Annotated in this window: 15 protein-coding genes; all 15 read left to right on the top strand. The window is 72.8% G+C overall.

Annotation, left to right across the window (positions count from 1 at the left end):
* The first annotated feature begins 3 nt into the window (after positions 1–3).
* The 15 genes from RGQ06_RS19930 (at position 4) to ispG (ending at position 16,171) form a co-directional block, all read left to right on the top strand.
* Positions 4–348, top strand: coding sequence for a YraN family protein (locus tag RGQ06_RS19930; protein ID WP_432428131.1), 345 nt, complete (start codon positions 4–6; stop codon positions 346–348).
* Positions 349–575: 227 nt separating this feature from the next.
* The gene (locus RGQ06_RS19925; protein WP_432428130.1) at positions 576–1,352 is read left to right on the top strand and encodes an enoyl-CoA hydratase/isomerase family protein; all 777 of its coding nucleotides are present in this window, start codon (positions 576–578) and stop codon (positions 1,350–1,352) included.
* Between the two features lie 113 nt (positions 1,353–1,465).
* Positions 1,466–2,977, top strand: coding sequence for a YifB family Mg chelatase-like AAA ATPase (locus tag RGQ06_RS19920; RefSeq protein WP_432428129.1), 1,512 nt, complete (start codon positions 1,466–1,468; stop codon positions 2,975–2,977).
* Positions 2,974–4,146, top strand: coding sequence for a DNA-processing protein DprA (dprA, locus tag RGQ06_RS19915; protein ID WP_432428128.1), 1,173 nt, complete (start codon positions 2,974–2,976; stop codon positions 4,144–4,146). Before RGQ06_RS19920 ends, dprA begins: the two co-directional genes overlap by 4 nt.
* A 4-nt stretch (positions 4,147–4,150) precedes the next feature.
* Positions 4,151–5,044 carry a tyrosine-type recombinase/integrase gene (locus RGQ06_RS19910; RefSeq protein ID WP_432428127.1) on the top strand — a complete coding sequence of 298 codons (894 nt, stop codon included), beginning with the start codon at positions 4,151–4,153 and terminating at the stop codon, positions 5,042–5,044.
* Positions 5,041–5,820: an RNA polymerase sigma factor WhiG gene (gene whiG, locus RGQ06_RS19905; RefSeq protein WP_432428126.1), complete on the top strand. Its 780-nt coding sequence runs from the start codon at positions 5,041–5,043 to the stop codon at positions 5,818–5,820. Before RGQ06_RS19910 ends, whiG begins: the two co-directional genes overlap by 4 nt.
* A gap of 99 nt (positions 5,821–5,919) precedes the next feature.
* Entirely contained in the window at positions 5,920–7,545 is a 1,626-nt protein-coding gene (locus RGQ06_RS19900; RefSeq protein ID WP_432428125.1) for a peptidoglycan DD-metalloendopeptidase family protein, read from the top strand.
* Between the two features lie 185 nt (positions 7,546–7,730).
* Positions 7,731–8,735 carry a 30S ribosomal protein S2 gene (gene rpsB / locus RGQ06_RS19895; protein WP_432428124.1) on the top strand — a complete coding sequence of 335 codons (1,005 nt, stop codon included), beginning with the start codon at positions 7,731–7,733 and terminating at the stop codon, positions 8,733–8,735.
* Between the two features lie 7 nt (positions 8,736–8,742).
* Positions 8,743–9,537: a translation elongation factor Ts gene (gene tsf / locus RGQ06_RS19890; RefSeq protein ID WP_432428123.1), complete on the top strand. Its 795-nt coding sequence runs from the start codon at positions 8,743–8,745 to the stop codon at positions 9,535–9,537.
* A gap of 2 nt (positions 9,538–9,539) precedes the next feature.
* Complete coding sequence (pyrH, locus tag RGQ06_RS19885; protein ID WP_432428243.1) at positions 9,540–10,286, top strand: UMP kinase; 747 nt, start codon at positions 9,540–9,542, stop codon at positions 10,284–10,286.
* Between the two features lie 11 nt (positions 10,287–10,297).
* The gene (gene frr / locus RGQ06_RS19880) at positions 10,298–10,852 is read left to right on the top strand and encodes a ribosome recycling factor (RefSeq protein ID WP_432428242.1); all 555 of its coding nucleotides are present in this window, start codon (positions 10,298–10,300) and stop codon (positions 10,850–10,852) included.
* A 16-nt stretch (positions 10,853–10,868) separates the two neighbouring features.
* Positions 10,869–12,434, top strand: a complete 1,566-nt coding sequence (locus RGQ06_RS19875) for a phosphatidate cytidylyltransferase (RefSeq protein WP_432428122.1) — start codon at positions 10,869–10,871, stop codon at positions 12,432–12,434.
* A 13-nt stretch (positions 12,435–12,447) separates the two neighbouring features.
* The gene (locus RGQ06_RS19870) at positions 12,448–13,617 is read left to right on the top strand and encodes a 1-deoxy-D-xylulose-5-phosphate reductoisomerase (protein WP_432428121.1); all 1,170 of its coding nucleotides are present in this window, start codon (positions 12,448–12,450) and stop codon (positions 13,615–13,617) included.
* Positions 13,614–14,942 carry a M50 family metallopeptidase gene (locus tag RGQ06_RS19865; RefSeq protein WP_432428120.1) on the top strand — a complete coding sequence of 443 codons (1,329 nt, stop codon included), beginning with the start codon at positions 13,614–13,616 and terminating at the stop codon, positions 14,940–14,942. Before RGQ06_RS19870 ends, RGQ06_RS19865 begins: the two co-directional genes overlap by 4 nt.
* On the top strand, positions 14,942–16,171 hold the full coding sequence (gene ispG / locus RGQ06_RS19860; protein WP_432428119.1) for a flavodoxin-dependent (E)-4-hydroxy-3-methylbut-2-enyl-diphosphate synthase: 1,230 nt from the start codon (positions 14,942–14,944) through the stop codon (positions 16,169–16,171). Before RGQ06_RS19865 ends, ispG begins: the two co-directional genes overlap by 1 nt.
* Positions 16,172–16,216 lie beyond the last annotated feature (45 nt).

Genomic DNA, 16,216 nt, shown 5'->3' with positions numbered 1-16,216 from the left:
CCCGTGACCGTCGCCCGCCAGAAGCTCGGTGCCCACGGCGAGCGCCTCGCGGCCCGCCGGTACGAGGCCGACGGCTACGAGGTCGTGGCCCGCAACTGGCGCTGCGGCGACGGCGAGCTCGACCTCGTCCTCCGCCGCAACGACGTGCTCGTGTTCGCCGAGGTGAAGACCCGCACGTCCGATCGCTTCGGGCACCCGGCCGAGGCCGTCACCGTCACCAAGCAGCGCCGCATCCGCGGGTTGGCCCAGCGGTTCTGCGCCGAGACGGGCAACCGGGCCCGGGTCCTGCGCTTCGACGTGGTCAGCGTGCTGCGCGGCCAGGTGGAGCGCTACGAGGGCTGCTTCTGAGCCCGAGCTAGCCGAAGGCCGGCGTCGGGAGCGCCAGCGAGCAGGCGGCAGCGTTGCGAGGGCCGAACGGCCCGCAGGGGCCGGAGCCTGAGCTAGCCGAAAAGGGCCCAGAGCACGAGCAGCACGGCGACGATGAGGCCGGCGGCCACGAAGACGAGATCGCTGCGACGGTGCTTCTGGGGGCGGTAGGGGTTGAGGCCCATGGTCGAACACTAGGTTCCCGAGCCATGGAAACCCTTCAGGTCGAGCGCGACGGCGGCATCGTCACCGTCACGCTGAACAAGCCCCAGAAGAAGAACGCCGTCGACCCCGCGCAGTGGACCGAGATGGCACGCATCTGGGACGAGATCGCCCGCAACCCGCGGCGTGACCGGGCCGTGATCGTCACTGGCGCGGGTGGCGACTTCTGCTCGGGTGCCGACCTGTGGCTTCCGCCGGGCGAGGAGCCGCCTCACCAGATGACCGCCATGCGCAGCGTGGCCAAGGCGATCCAGGGTCTCCACGATCTGCCCCAGCCGACCATCGCCAAGGTGCCCGGCGTCGCCGCCGGTGCCGGCTTCTCCCTCGCGCTCGGATGTGACCTGGTGGTCGCCGGTGAGGCCGCTCGCTTCTCGATGATCTTCGCCAAGCGCGGCTTGGCCCTGGACGGCGGCGCATCGTGGCTGCTGCCCCGGCTCCTTCCGCTGCACAAGGCCAAGGAGCTCGCGTTCTTCGCCGACATGCTGTCGGCCGAGCAGGCCGAGGACTTCGGGCTGGTCAACCACGTCGTGCCCGACGGCGACCTCGACGGCTTCGTCGCCGACTGGGCGGAGCGCCTCGCCGGAGGCCCGCCGATCGCGCTCGGCCTGACGAAGCGGCTCCTGAACGACTCGTACTCCCGCACCCTGCAGGAGGCCCTCGAAGCCGAAGGCATGGCCCAGTCGATCACGCTGGCGTCGAAGGACACTGCGGAGGCGATCGCCAGCTTCATGGAGAAGCGGGAACCGACCTTCCACGGGCGCTAGCCACGGGGTTCCTGTCGGCGACCCTGATGTAGGGTCTCGTATCGACCGGTTCGTCCGGTCCGCTCGATGCGCCGGCGCACGGCCGTCCACTCCGCACTGCTGGAGGGACCTCCGTGCTCGCATCCGTCCCGGCCGCCACGCTCCTCGGCGTCACCGGCCACCCCGTCCAGGTCGAGGTGTACGTCGGCAACGGCCTGCCCTCGCTTTCCATCGTCGGCCTGCCCGACGCGTCCTGCCGCGAGGCACGTGACCGCGTTCGGGCGGCCGTGCTGTCGAGCGACCTCGACTGGCCACCGCGCCGCATCACGGTGAACCTGGCGCCCTCCGCGCTCCACAAGCTCGGCACCGGGCTCGACCTCGCGCTCGCCGTCGGGGTGCTCGTCGCCACCGGCACCGTCCCGGCCGAGGCCGTGGCGCGCTGGGCGTTCCTCGGTGAGCTCGGCCTCGACGGGTCCGTGCGCAGCGTCCGCGGCATGGTCCCGCTGGTCGCCGGCGTGCGCGATCGGGTCGACGGCGTCGTCGTGGCACCGGCCGCAGCGGCCGAAGCCGGCGTCATCCCGGGCCTCGAGGTGCGCTGTGCCTCCACGCTCACCGAGCTGGTCGCCGCGCTCCGCGTCGAGCGTCCCTGGCCCGACCCGCCCGACGCGCCGGTCGTGGAGGAGCCACCCCCGCCGGACATCGCCGACGTGCGCGGGCAGGCCCTGGGGCGCCGCGCCATGGAGATCGCCGCCGCCGGTGGCCACCACGTGCTGCTCGCCGGCCCGCCGGGGTCGGGCAAGACGCTGCTGGCCACCCGGCTGCCCGGGCTGCTGCCCGACCTGGACGACGACGTCGCCCTCGAGGTGACCCAGATCCACTCGGCCGCCGGCGCCACGCCCTCCACCGGCCTGGTCCGTCGGCCCCCGTTCCGCGCCCCGCACCACACCGCCTCGGCCGTGGCCCTCATCGGCGGCGGCACGGTGGCGATGCGGCCCGGCGAGGTGTCCTGCGCCCACGGCGGGGTCCTCTTCTGCGACGAGCTGGGCGAGTTCCCGCCGTCGGTGCTCGACGCGCTCCGCCAACCCCTCGAGGACGGCGTGGTCCGGGTCAGTCGGGCCCGGGCGTCGGTCACGTACCCGGCCCGGTTCCAGCTGGTGGCGGCGACCAACCCCTGCCCCTGCGGGCCGGCGCCGGGCGGGTGCCGCTGCTCGGAGAACTCCCGGGGGCGGTACCTGCGGCGGCTCTCGGGACCCCTGCTCGACCGCTTCGACCTGCGCGTCGAGATCGACCGCCCCGAACCGGGGGACCTGCTCGGCGGGGAACCGGGCGAGCCGACCGCGGTCGTCGCCGGTCGGGTGCGCCGCGCACGTGCTCGAGCCGCCGAGCGCGGCGTCGCCTGCAACGCCCTGCTCCCGGCCCCGAAGCTGGAGCGGTGGGCGCCGCTCACCGCATCGGCTCGTCGGCTGCTGGAGGCGCTGATGCGCGACGGCCGCCTGTCCGGCCGGGGCGTGGAGCGCATCCGCCGGGTCGCCCGCACGGCCGCCGACCTCGATGGTCGCGACGGCCCGCTCGACGACGAGCAGGTCGCCATCGCCCTCGCCCTGCGCTCCAGCGCCGGCACCGCGGCGCTGGGGGTGGCGTCGTGAGCCGGGTCGGGTCCGGCGACGACGAGCGCGCCGCGCTCGCCACCATGCTCGGCCTGCCCGGCATGGGTCCGGCCCGCCTCACCGCGGTCGTGGACCGAGCCGGGAGCGCGGTGGCGGCTTGGGAGCTCGTGCGGCGCGGTGACCTCGCCGGCATCGACCTCCGCATCGTCCAGAGGCGCGCCGAGCTGGTCGACCGCTGGGTGCAGGCCGCCCGGGGGCTCGACCCGGCCGAGGTGCTCGACCGGCACCGGGCCGCCGGCGTCGAGGTGCTGCTGCCCGCCGATGCGGCCTGGCCGTCGACGCTCGCCGCCGACCCGGAGCCGCCGCGCGTGCTGTTCGTGCGGGGCGACGTCGCGCTGCTCGAGCGACCGGGCGTCGCGGTGGTCGGCACCAGGCGGTGCACCGCCGGCGGGGCCCAGGTCGCCGGTCGCTTCGGCGCCGGCCTGGCCGATGCCGGCCTCACCGTCGTCTCGGGGCTCGCACTCGGGGTCGACGGGGCTGCCCACCGAGGTGCGCTCGGTGCCGGCGGCATCCCGGTCGGCGTCGTCGGCAGCGGCCTCGACGTGGTCTATCCGGCCCGGCACCGCCGGCTGTGGGCCGACGTGGCCGAGCACGGCGTGCTCGTGGGGGAGGCGCCGCTCGGCGCGGCGCCGGAGCGGTGGCGCTTCCCGGCACGGAATCGGATCATCGCCGCGCTGTCGCTCGCCGTCGTGGTCGTGGAGTCCGGTGCCCGGGGCGGGTCGATCACCACCGCCGAGGAGGCCACGACGCGGGACGTCCCCGTGCTCGCCGTGCCCGGATCGGTCCTGGCCGAGCAGTCCGTCGGCACGAACCAGCTGCTGTTCGACGGCTCCGGCATCGCGCGGGACGTCCCCGATGTGCTCGCCGCCCTTGGCGTGCAGGTGCCGGTCGGGACGCCCCGACTCTTCGACGACCTCCCGGATGCTGGGCTCTCGGATGACGGGTTCCCGGGTGATGGGCCGGCCTCGGGTGGGGGAGCGGTCGGGGCCGTCGCCGCCGTCCTGTCCGCCGTGCCGGCGAGCGTCGAGCGCGTGGCCGCCGCCGCCGACGTGAGCGTCACCGACGCCGTGACCGCGCTCGCCCGGCTCGAGGCGTCGGGTGCGGTGTGCCGGGTTCCCGGAGGCTACGAGCGGGTGGCGGTACCGTGACGGGATGGCGTGGCAGGTGGAGCAGTTCGGGGCGTCCCTCACCGACGCCGCCGCGTCCACGGCCCGGGCCTACGAATCCGACGTGGCCGCCTTCGTCGACTTCGCCGACCGGATGGGCATCGACGACCCGGCTGACGTCACCCGGCTCCACCTCCGACGCTGGGTCGCGCAGCTCGCGACGCGGGACCTCGCCCGGGCCACGATCGCCCGTCGGGTCGCCGCCCTGCGCCGCTACTTCGGCTGGCTGGCCCGCCGCGGCGTCGTCGCCGCCGACCCCACCGTCGGGCTGCGCGCCCCGGCCGGTGGCAGCCGGCTGCCGCGCGTGCTGCGCCAGGACGAGCTCGACGCGCTGCTGGACCAGCCGCCGGCGGCCATCGACGACGATCCGCCGCACCGCCGCCTGCGAGACGACGCGGTCATCGAGCTGCTGTACGGCAGCGGCCTGCGCGTGGCCGAGGTCTGCGGCCTGCTCGTCGACGACGTCGACCTCGCCGCCGGCACCGTCCGGGTGCTGGGCAAGCGCGCCAAGTGGCGCCAGGTGCCCCTCACCCCGGGCGCGGTCGAGGCCATCGGCGCCTGGCTGCGCACCGGCCGCGCCGAGCTGGAGACGTCGGGATCACCGGCCGATCTCGTCTTCCTCAACCTGCGGGGTCGGGCGCTCACGCCCCGGGACTGCCGGCGCATCCTCGACCGCCGCGCCGTCGATCCCACACACCCCCACGCACTGCGGCACACCTTCGCCACTCACCTCCTCGACGGCGGCGCCGACCTGCGAGCCGTGCAGGAGCTGCTGGGGCACAGCGACCTGTCCACCACGCAGCGTTACACTCACGTCAGCGCCAGCCGTCTGCAGGCGGTGGTGGCCGCCTCCCACCCACGTGCCAAGGGCTGCTCGTGACCGAACTCGCTTCCGCAGACATCGACCGCCTCTGGTCGCAGTACAAGGACAGCGGTTCTCGTCGTGCCCGGGATCAGCTCATCGTGCACTACTCGCCGCTGGTCAAGTACGTGGCCGGCCGCGTCGCCGTCGGCCTGCCCCAGAACGTCGACCAGGCCGACCTCGTCTCCTACGGGCTCTTCGGCCTCATCGACGCCATCGACAAGTTCGAGCCCGAGCGGGGCTTCAAGTTCGAGACCTACGCGATCTCCCGCATCAAGGGCAACATCCTCGACGAGCTGCGCGCCATCGACTGGGTGCCCCGCTCGGTGCGGGCCAAGGCCCGCCAGATCGAGAAGGCCTACGCCAAGCTCGAGGCCGAGCTCCACCGGGCCCCGAGCGAGGACGAGCTCGCCCAGGAGCTCGACATGAGCCGGGAGCAGCTCCAGACGTCGCTGTCGAAGATCTCCTTCGTCGGCGTCGTCGCCCTCGACGAGTTCGTGGGCAGCGGCGACCGCGAGGGCAGCGCCACCCTCGGCGACACCATCGCCACCGCAGACGAAGGCCCCGGCGACGTGTTCGAGGTCCAGGAGATGCGCGGCCTGCTCGGCGATTCGATCAACCGGCTCCCCGAGCGGGAGAAGGTCGTGCTGACCCTCTACTACTACGAGGGCCTCACGCTCGCGCAGATCGGCGAGGTCATCGGCGTCACCGAGTCCCGGGTCTGCCAGATCCACACCAAGGCCATCCTGCAGCTGCGCTCGCGCATGCAGGCCGCCGACCGCGAACCCGTCTGACCCTCGGGCGCTCGGATGCGCCCCCGAGCACCACCGCTTCCCCCAGCACCGGCCCCACCGCAACCCCGGTGACGGCCGTCGAGCCGAGGGGGAGCCCCCATGTCCCTGCGCGCTGCGGCTGCGGCGCTGGTCGTGGCCACCGCCGCGATCGTCGTCCCCGCCGAACCCGCCGGCGCGGCACCGCCGGACCCGGTGGTCCACACGCCGCCGGTCGATGCGCCGATCGCCGACCCGTTCCGACCGCCCGCCACGCCCTACGGCCCGGGCAACCGCGGGCTGGCCTACGACCTGGTTCCCGGGACCCCGGTCCGGGCCACCGCCGACGGCACCGTCGTCTTCGCCGGCCGGGTCGGCGCGACCCGCCACGTCACGGTCCTGCACGCCGACGGCCTGCGCACCTCCTATTCGTTCCTGTCCGAGGTCGGCGTGCGCCGTGGCGATCGCGTCGGGCGGGGCGAGGTGGTCGGCCGCGCCGGGCCGGGCTTCCACCTCGGGGCGCGCGACGGCGAGCACTACCTCGACCCCGAGTCGCTCTTCGGCGTCCAGGTCGTCGAGGTGCGCCTCGTGCCCCACGGCGAGCCGCTGCCCCCCACCGACGCCGGACTGGTCGCGGAGCAGTCATCGCTGCGCGACCTCGTCCGCGCCGAGGAGCCCGGCTTCCTGCGGCGGATGGCGGGTGCAGTGGTGCGCCACGGCGCCCCGATCGTCGGCCGGTTCGCCGATGTGGTCGAGGCGGCGTGGCACAGCTGGGACCAGCTCAGCCCCGCCGGCATGGCCGCCGACGTGGTCCGGTCCGTCGCCCGGCACCTCCGCCAGGAGTGCACGGCGGCCTCGGTCGTCCCGCCGGCGCCGGTGGGGGAGCGGGTCGCGCTGCTCGTGGCCGGGTTGGGGTCCTCGAGCGACCACGGCGCCATCGACGACGTCGACCTCGATGCGCTCGGCTACGACCGCGCCGACGTCGTCCGCTACCGATACGGCGGCGGGCGCACGACCGGCGGCCGCCTCCACCCGGGCCTGGCTGCCATCCCCGACGGCGCCTACGGCCCGGTCGACACCCTCGGCGACGTGACCGAGCGGGGCCGGGAGCTGGCCGACCTGATCGAGCAGGCCGCTGCCGCCCGGCCCGGCGTGCCCGTCGACGTCTACGCCCACAGCCTCGGCGGCCTCGTCACCCGCGCCGCCCTGATCGAGCTGGCCGAGCGCAGGGCGAGCGGGCAAAGCGCGGCCATCGACGCGCTCGGCCAGGTCGCCACCATCGGCTCCCCGCACCGCGGCGCCGACCTCGCCACCGTGGCCGTGCTGTCGGAGAAGGGGTTCGTGCAGGACGTCTCCCACATCCGGTCGATCTTCGACATCCCGATCGACCCCTACAGCCCGGCCGTCCGCCAGCTGGCCGAGACCTCGGACCTCGTGGCGCGTCTCGACGAGGAGGGCGTGCCCGACGGCGTGGACCTGCGCACGATCGCCGCCCGCGGGGATCTGGTCGTCGCCGCCGACAAGGCCGACGTGGCCGGGCGGCCCGCGGCCATCGTCGACCTGGCCGGGCCCCACGCCCACGCCGGCCTGCCCGGGGACCCCGACACGACACGGGAGCTGCAGCTGGGTCTGGCCGGGATGGCGCCCGCGTGCCAGGGCCTCGGCGACGCGGTGCTGGACGCCGTGGTCCCGCAGGCGGTGGCCGGCATCACCGACGCCGTCGGGCTCGCCACGCTGCTGCCGAGCTGACCGCAGGACGGACGGAGTTTCCCAGGGCCGCTGCGGCTCCCTACACTGGCAAGTCGGCCTGCGCACCCGCGCCGGCCACGTCCAAATCCACCGATCGGGTCACCCCACGGTCGCAACCCCCTCCACGAGGGGCGCAGCGCCGGCCCGGTCGCAGTGCAACCGAGGGGCAACGCGAGGAGAAGCCGGTGGCCGTCGTCACCATGAAGCAGCTGCTGGAGGCCGGAGTCCACTTCGGTCACCAGACCCGTCGCTGGAACCCGAAGATGAAGCGGTTCATCTTCGGCGAGCGCAACGGCATCTACATCATCGATCTCGACCAGACGCTGCAGCGCATCGAGACCGCCTACGAGTTCATCCGTGACCTCGTGGCCGGGGGCGGCACCGTCCTGTTCGTGGGCACCAAGCGCCAGGCCCAGGATGCCGTGCAGTCCTACGCCGAGAAGTGCGGCATGCCGTACGTCAACCACCGCTGGCTCGGCGGCATGCTCACGAACTACCAGACGATGAACAAGCGCGTGGCCAAGATGGCCGAGTACCAGCGCATGAAGACCTCCGGTGAGTTCGACGCCATGCCCAAGCGCGAGGCGCTGAGCAAGACGCGCGAGCTCGACAAGCTCGAGAAGTACCTCTCCGGCATCCGCAACATGGAGCGCCAGCCCGACGCCGTGTTCATCCTGGACACGAAGAAGGAAGCGATCGCGGTCACCGAGGCGAACAAGCTCGGCATCCCGATCGTGGCCGTGGTCGACACCAACTGCGACCCCGACACCGTCTCCTACGTGATCCCGGGCAACGACGACGCCATTCGCTCCGGCACGCTCATGTGCCGCGTCATCGCCGACGCCGTGGCCGAGGGCCGCTTCATCGCGGCCAACCGCTCGCAGGCCCAGGCCAGCCGCGGCCTCCTCGACGAGGACAAGGTCGCCCAGGAGCAGGCCGAGGCCCGTCGCCAGGCCCTCGCCGAGGCCAAGGCCCGCGAGGCCCGCCTCGCCGGCGCCCCGACCGCCCCGTCCATCGCGAACGCAGCGCCCTCCGAGGTCGCCGCCGCCGCCCAGGCCGAGGCCGAGACGGCCACCCCGTCCGCCGAGATCCTCCAGGACGCCGCCCCGAGCCCCGAGGCCGACGTCGCCGACGACCAGTCGTCGCCGTCCTCCGACACGCCCCCCGCCACCGAGAACACGGAGTCGTAGAGCACCAATGGCAGAGTTCACCGCCAAGGACGTCCAGGCCCTGCGCCAGGCAACCGGCGCCGGCATGATGGACGCCAAGAAGGCGCTCGTCGACGCCGAGGGCGACTTCGACGCGGCGGCCAAGAAGCTGCGCGAGAAGGGCCTGGCCAAGGCCGCCACCCGCAGCGACCGCGAGAACGTGGAAGGCGCCGTCGCCGTGGCCGAGACCGACACCGCCGCGGCCATCGTGCAGCTGAAGTCCGAGACCGACTTCTCCGCCAAGTCCGACGACTTCGTCGCCCTCACCCAGGACATCGCCAGCGCGGTGGCCGCCGAGGGACCGGGCGCGGTCGAGCAGTTCACCGCCCGCATCGACGACCTCAAGGTGACGCTGAAGGAGAACATCGACCTCGGCACCGTCACCCACGTCGAGAAGGGCGCGGGCCAGGTCATCGACACCTACGTCCACGTCCAGGACGGGCGCGGCGTCAACGGCGTCGTCACCGTGCTCGACGGCGGCGACGCCGAGCTGGCCCACGACATCTCGATCCACATCGCCTTCGCCAAGCCGGCCTACCTGCGCCGTGACGAGGTGCCCCAGGCCGCGATCGACGACGAGCGCTCGACGCTCGAGGACATCACCCGCAAGGAGGGCAAGCCCGAGCAGGCGCTGCCCAAGATCGTCGAGGGTCGCCTCGACGGGTGGTTCCGCGACCAGGTGCTCCTCGAGCAGAAGTTCGTGCGCGACGAGAAGCAGACCATCGAGCAGCTGCTCGGGGATGCATCCCTCGTGCGCTTCGAGCAGGTCGTCGTCGGGGGCTGAGCATCTCCGCCGCTGACGAGACCGACGGGTCCGCGACGCCCCGTTGGGGCCGCGTCCTGCTGAAGCTGTCCGGCGAGGCCTTCGCTGGACCGGACGGCTTCGGCATCGACGGCGACACCGTCGGCCAGATCGCCGAGGAGGTGCTGGACTGCCGGCGCCTCGGCGTCGACGTGGCCGTGGTCGTCGGCGGGGGCAACCTGTGGCGCGGGATGACCGGCGCCGGCAAGGGCATGGACCGGGCCCAGGCCGACTACATGGGCATGCTCGGCACGGTCATGAACGCGCTGGCGCTCCAGGACATCCTCGAGCGCAAGGGCCAGCCCACCCGCGTGCAGACCGCCATCCACATGGCCCAGATCGCCGAGCCCTACATCCGGCGCCGGGCGATCCGTCACCTCGAGAAGGGCCGGGTCGTCATCTTCGGCGCCGGCAACGGCAACCCGTTCTTCACCACCGACACGACGGCCGCGCTGCGTGCGGTGGAGATCGACGCCGAAGCGGTGCTGAAGGGCAGCCACTCCGGCGTCGACGGCATCTACACCGCTGATCCGCGCACGGATCCCGAGGCGACCAAGCTCGACCACCTCACGTACCTCGACGTGCTCAACCGGGGCCTGGCCGTCATGGACTCCACGGCGATCACGCTGTGCATGGACAACGACCTGCCCATCTTGGTGTTCGACCTCATGACCCCGGGCAACGTGCGGTCCATCTTGCAGGGTCAGGCGATCGGTACGCTGGTTTCGTGAACGACGACCTCGTGTCGATGATCCTCGACGACGCCGCGACCAAGATGGCTGCTGCCGTCTCGCGCACCCGGGAGGAGTTCTCGGCGGTGCGCACGGGTCGGGCGTCCCCGGCCTTCGTGGAGAAGCTGCAGGTCGAGTACTACGGCACCGACGTGCCCCTGCAGCAGCTGGCCGGCTTCGCCGTGCCCGAGGCCCGCACCCTGGTGATCACGCCCTTCGACAAGGACTCCATCACGGGCATCGAGAAGGCCATCCAGCAGTCCGACCTCGGGCTGAACCCCTCCAGCGACGGGGTGAACATCCGGCTGAACTTCCCCCAGCTCACCGAGGAGCGACGCCGGGACTACGTCCGGGTCGTGAAGCAGAAGGCCGAGGACGGTCGCGTGCAGATCCGCAACGCCCGCCGGTCCGCTCGCCAGGAGCTCGAGTCCCTCCAGAAGGACGGCGACCTCTCCGAGGACGACCTGGTCCGGGCCGAGAAGGAGCTCGACAAGGTCACCCACGCTCGGGAGGCCGAGATCGACAAGGCGCTCGACCAGAAGGAGCAGGAGCTCCTCGAGGTCTGATGGGAGGCCAACGTCCATGAACGACGACGAGAACCAGCCCGACAGCGGTCGGGACCGGCCGGCCGATCCGGAGGGCGTGCGCATCATCGGGGCCGAAGAGGCCGCCGAGGCGCTCGAACGCGACGACGTGGCCCACCGGCGCGCCCCGGAGGAGCCCCGACCGGGTGACCGGCCCGGTTCCCCGCCGCCGGACGCACCCGAGCCGGTGCTGCGGTTCCCGTTGTCGTCCACCGCCGCGGACGAGCCGTCGACCGAGCTTCCCCACTGGACCGAACCGCCCACCGGACAGCAGTCCGCCGTCGGCGGCACGATCTTCGACGACGAATCCGGGGCCGAGGACTGGTCCGGCTTCTCCGCCGCCCCGCGCTGGCGCGACGAGGGCGACGAGTGGAGCGACGACGCCGACCTGCGCACGTTCGGTGGCGACGACACCCGGGTCGGCGCCCTCGACACCGACCGCCCCGATCCCGACGACTTCTTCACCTTCGACGACCTCGACGGCCCGCCCGCCGGCCGGTCGGTCTTCGCCGACGACCCCGGGGTCGCGGCCCAGGCCGACGCCCTCTACGACGACGACGGCTACGCGCCGGTCGACTACGACGAGGCCGGCTTCGGCGACGCCGGGTACGTGGAGGCCTCACCGAGCGGGGAGAACCCCGCGCTGTCGACCGGCCCCCGCAAGATCGTCGTCGGCGGCGGCCGGGTGACCCCCGGCAACCCCGCCGCTCCCCGCCCCGCCCGCGCCGGCGTGGGCGGCGACCGCGACATCGGCCAGGCCGCCATCGTCGGCGTCGGCTTCCTCGCCGTGGCAGCCGTGCTGTTCTTCCTCGGCCCGGCCACGGCCGCGCTGCTCGTGGTCGGCGTGGTCACCTTCGCCGTCGCCGAGCTGTTCGCGAAGCTGCGCGAGGTGGGCTACCAGCCCGCCGCACTGCTCGGCATCGTGGCCACCGCCGGCATGGCCATCGGCACCTACCACCGGGGCGAGGCGGCCATCCCGGTCGTGCTCGTCCTCGTGCTCGCCTTCTCGATGCTCTGGTTCCTGTTCGGAGCCGGCGATGGCCAGGCCACCCTCAACATCGGGGTCACGCTGCTCGGCGTGGCCTGGGTCGGCATGTTCGGCTCCTACGGCACCGCGCTCCTCGGCGTACAGGGGGGCGAGGGCATCGGTGACGCCGGCAAGGGCATCCTCTTCGGCGCCATCCTCGGCACGGTCGCCTACGACATCGGCGGGTACTTCGTCGGCCGCAGCGCCGGCCGGTCCTCGCTGTCCTCGGCGAGCCCGAACAAGACCGTCGAGGGCCTCCTCGGCGGCTGCATCGCCGCCATCACCGTCAGCGTCATCTACGGGCTGCTCACCCAGCCCTTCGGCTCCCTCGGCCAGGGCCTCATGCTCGGCGTGGCCGTGGCCGTCGCCGCCCCGCTCGGCGACCTGTGCCAGTCCATGATCAAGCGCGACCTCGGCATCAAGGACATGGGCGCGGTCCTGCCCGGCCACGGCGGCCTGCTCGACCGCTTCGACGGGCTCCTCTTCGTGCTCCCCGCCGTCTACTACGTGGCCAAGGTGTCCGACTTCTTCCTGTGAGGAAGATCGCCCCGTGACCACCATCTCGATCGCCGGGTCGACCGGGTCGATCGGAACCCAGACCCTCGAGGTCGTCGCGGCCGAACCGGACCGGTTCGAGGTCGTCGCCCTCGGCGCCGGGTCCTCGGTCGACGCCCTCATCGAGCAGGCGATCGCCGTGCGCCCGCAGGTCGTGGCCATCGCCGACGCGTCCCGGGCCGCCGAGGTCGAAGCCGGGGTTCCCGCCGGTACCGAGGTCGTGGCCGGCCCCGACGCCCTGGCCGCCATCAGCGGCGTGGCCGACGTGTGCGTGAACGGCGTGGTCGGCTTCGCCGGGCTCCCGGTCACCCTCGGCGCACTCCAGGCCGGCAAGCGCCTGGCGCTGGCCAACAAGGAGTCGCTCATCGCGGCCGGGCCGGTGGTGCGCGACGCCCGCCGCACCCCGGGCGCCGACCTGGTGCCGGTGGACTCCGAGCACTGCGCCGTGCACATGTGCCTGCGGGGCAGCGACGGCGGGCGCCGGGTCCACGAGATCGTGCTCACCGCGTCGGGCGGGCCGTTCCGGGGTCGCAGCCGGGCCGACCTGGCCGAGGTCACCGTCGACGACGCGCTCGACCATCCGACCTGGAGCATGGGCCCCAAGATCACGGTCGACTCCTCCACGCTCATGAACAAGGGCCTGGAGGTCATCGAGGCCCACGAGCTGTTCGCCGAGGACTACGGCGTCGGCTTCGACGACATCGACGTCGTCGTGCACCCGCAGTCGATCATCCACTCGATGGTCACCTACAGCGACGGCGCCACCATCGCCCAGCTGTCGATGCCCGACATGCGCCTGCCCATCGGGTACGCGCTGGCCCACCCGGATCGCATCGCCACGCCGTTCGGGCCGATCGACTGGCGCAGCCTCGCCCGGCTCGACTTCGAGGCCCCGGACCGGGAGGCCTTCCCCTGCCTCGACCTCGCCTACCGGGCCGGCCGGGCCGGCGGGCTGGCGCCGGCGACGCTGAACGCTGCCAACGAGGTCGCGGTGGAGGCCTTCCTCGCCGGCCGGATCCGCTGGATCGACATCCCTGACGTTCTCTCCGCGGTCCTGGACCGGCATGATGGAGGCACCGCCAGCACCCTCGACGACGTCCTCGGTGCCGATGCCGACGCCCGTCGGCTGGCGACCCATCTCGTCGAGGAGAGGTTCACCCGGTGACCAGCCTCCAGCACCCCCCGTCGCAGCCCACGCAACCGCCGACGCCGCCGCCCCCGCCCGGGCGTCGCGAGGAGCAGGAGCGCAGCACCAGCCCGGTGCGCCTCGCCATCCTCGCCGCACTCGTGGCCTGGCTCGGCATCGCCGGCGGGTGGGCCCCGCTCGTCGTGGTCTTCGGCGTCGTGGTCATGATCTTCCTCCACGAGCTCGGCCACTACCTGGCCGCCAAGTGGGGCGGGATGAAGGTCACCGAGTTCTTCATCGGCTTCGGCCCCAAGATCTGGTCGTTCCAGCGTGGCGAGACCGAGTACGGCCTGAAGGTCATCCCGGCCGGCGCCTACGTGAAGGTCATCGGGATGAACAACCTCGACGAGGTCGATCCCGCGGACGAGGGCAAGACCTACCGCCAGGCCAGCTACCCCCGCCGCATGGCCGTGGCCGTGGCCGGCTCCACCATGCACTTCCTGCAGGCCATCCTCCTGCTGTTCGTCCTGTACTCCTTCGTCGGCGTCCCCGGCGGCAGCCTCACCGAGGACAAGGAGTGGGAGGTCGGCGAGGTCGTGCCCGGCAGCGCCGCCGCCGACGCCGGCCTGCAGGCCGAGGACCGCGTCATCGAGGTCGACGGCCGCCGCTACGAGACCTTCACCACCTTCGCCGAGGACATCGCCGAGCGGCCCGGCGAGGAGGTCACCCTGTCGGTGCTCCGTGACGGCGAGGTGCTCAGCGTGCCCGTCGAGATCGGCATCGCCCCGAGCGACCCCGCCCGGGGGCTGCTCGGCATCCGGCGCGACCTCGTCACGACCACGGTCGGCCCGGTACGCGCCGTGGGCGCGTCGGTCAGCGACTTCTGGGACCAGACCGGCGCCACGCTCGGCTTCATCGGCTCGTTCAGCCCCACCGACTTCTGGGACAGCGTCGTGAGCAGCGGCAGCGAGCCCGCCGCCGTCGAGTCCCGCGATCCTGCCCCCGGTGGTCCGCAGCCCTCCAGCTCTGAGGCCCCCGACGAGAACCGCATCATCTCGATCGTGGGTGCGGTGGGCATCGGTGCCGACCTCACCGAGAACGGCCTGCTCGGCTTCCTGCTGTTCTTCGTCGGCATCAACATCACCATCGGCATCTTCAACCTGCTGCCGGTGCTGCCCCTCGACGGTGGCCACGTCGTGGTGGCCACCTACGAGCGGGTCCGGGAGCTGTTCCGGCCCGGCCAGGGCCGCTACCACGTCGACATGGTGAAGCTGCTGCCCGTCGTCTACGCCGTCTTCGCCCTGCTGGTGCTGCTCGGCGTCACCACCATCTACATGGACATCACCGACCCGGTCCGGCTCTGATGGACATCGGCGCATCCAGCTTCCCCCGGCGCACCACCCGCCAGATCCAGGTCGGCGACGTCGCCGTCGGTGGCGGTGCGCCCATCAGCGTGCAGTCGATGACGGTCACCAAGACCGCCGACGTCGACGCCACCCTCCAGCAGATCTACGCGCTCGCCGCCGCCGGCTGCGACATCGTGCGCTGCACGTGCAACGAGCCCGAGGCCGCCGAGGGCCTGGCCCGGATCATCCCCCGCTCGCCGGTGCCGATCGTCGCCGACATCCACCACCAGTACAAGCGGGCGCTCGAGGCCCTCGAGGCCGGCGTGCACTGCCTGCGCCTCAACCCGGGCAACATCCGCAAGCCCGAGCACATCAAGGCCGTGGCCATGGAGGCCAAGGACCGTGGTGTGCCGATCCGCATCGGCGTGAACGGCGGCAGCCTGGACCCCGCCCTGTACGAGAAGTACGGCGGCAAGGTCACGCCCGAGGCCATGGTCGAGTCGGCCAAGATCGAGATCGGCTACTTCGAGGAGGTCGGCTTCGAGGACATCAAGATCTCGGTGAAGGCGTCCTCGGTGCCGCTGATGATCGAGGCGTACCGGATGCTGGCCGACGAGGTCGACTTCCCGCTGCACCTCGGCGTCACCGAGGCCGGCCCGCCCCCCAACGGCCTCATCAAGGCCACCGCCGGCATCGCCACGCTGCTCGCCGAGGGCATCGGCGACACCATCCGCTACTCGCTCACCGCCGACCCGGTGCAGGAGGCCAAGGCCGGCCGCCAGCTGCTGGAGTCCCTCGGGCTGCGCGAGCGCAAGAACGTCGACCTCATCGCCTGCCCCAGCTGCGGCCGGGCCGAGATCGACGTCATCGCCGTCGCCGAGCAGGCCATGGCCGCCTTCGGCGAGCGGGAGATCCCCCTGCAGGTCGCGGTCATGGGCTGCGTCGTGAACGGACCCGGCGAGGCTCGCGACGCCGACATCGGCATCGCCGCCGGCAACAAGCGCGGTCACCTGTTCGTGCGCGGCACCAACGTCGCCGTCGTCCCCGAGGACGAGATGGTGGGCGCCCTGGTCGAGTGGGCCGAGTTCATCCACGAGCACGGCGTCGACAAGGCGATGGAGAAGGCCGACCTCACCGCGGCCAAGGAGGCCGCCGAGGCCGACCGGGCCATGCTGCTCGAGGAGCAGGGCGACGACGCCAACGCCTCCGAGCAGGTCGTGGAGCTCATCCGGAAGGGCCGTACCTGACCGTTCTGGCCTACCGATTCCCTCGCATACGGGGGAATCCGTATA

The sequence above is a fragment of the Salinilacustrithrix flava genome (assembly GCF_041228405.1).
Lineage (GTDB): Bacteria > Actinomycetota > Acidimicrobiia > Acidimicrobiales > Salinilacustritrichaceae > Salinilacustrithrix > Salinilacustrithrix flava.
Note: the sequence above shows the minus strand (reverse complement) of the source record. Positions and strands in the feature narration are given on the sequence as shown.

Coding starts and splice junctions, on each gene's coding strand:
- RGQ06_RS19925 (WP_432428130.1), top strand. CDS start 576: ATGGAAACCCTTCAGGTCGAGCGCGACGGCGGCATCGTCACCGTCACG.
- RGQ06_RS19910 (WP_432428127.1), top strand. CDS start 4,151: ATGGCGTGGCAGGTGGAGCAGTTCGGGGCGTCCCTCACCGACGCCGCC.
- RGQ06_RS19900 (WP_432428125.1), top strand. CDS start 5,920: ATGTCCCTGCGCGCTGCGGCTGCGGCGCTGGTCGTGGCCACCGCCGCG.
- tsf (WP_432428123.1), top strand. CDS start 8,743: ATGGCAGAGTTCACCGCCAAGGACGTCCAGGCCCTGCGCCAGGCAACC.
- RGQ06_RS19875 (WP_432428122.1), top strand. CDS start 10,869: ATGAACGACGACGAGAACCAGCCCGACAGCGGTCGGGACCGGCCGGCC.
- ispG (WP_432428119.1), top strand. CDS start 14,942: ATGGACATCGGCGCATCCAGCTTCCCCCGGCGCACCACCCGCCAGATC.